Origin of the sequence: Janthinobacterium sp. NKUCC08_JDC (genome assembly GCF_019345575.1) — a bacterium.
Classification (GTDB): Bacteria; Pseudomonadota; Gammaproteobacteria; order Burkholderiales; family Burkholderiaceae_D; genus Janthinobacterium; species Janthinobacterium aestuarii.
In genome coordinates this window covers 1-223 of record NZ_JAHKQW010000072.1, presented here as the reverse complement: position 1 = coordinate 223, position 223 = coordinate 1, and the positions used below count along the sequence as shown (strand labels likewise).

Annotated in this window: 1 rRNA gene; it reads left to right on the top strand. The window is 42.6% G+C overall.

The window, feature by feature from the left end:
• Positions 1-142: 142 nt before the first annotated feature.
• A 23S ribosomal RNA gene (locus tag KO538_RS29800) occupies positions 143-223 on the top strand; the annotation flags it as partial.

Here is a 223-nt window from a genome sequence, read left to right as displayed (position 1 = left end):
AGATTATTTATTGATCGGTTTGCCGTAAAAAGCGAATCGATGGGTAATGATTGTATGTATCAACAAACAAGCAACAACGTTGTACTTTCTTATCCCTGTAGCGCTCTTTTCGTTTGAAAGAATGAAGAGGCTAACGTTATAGGGACAAGCGAATAAGTGCACATGGTGGATGCCTTGGCGATTACAGGCGATGAAGGACGTAGTAGCTTGCGATAAGCTGCGG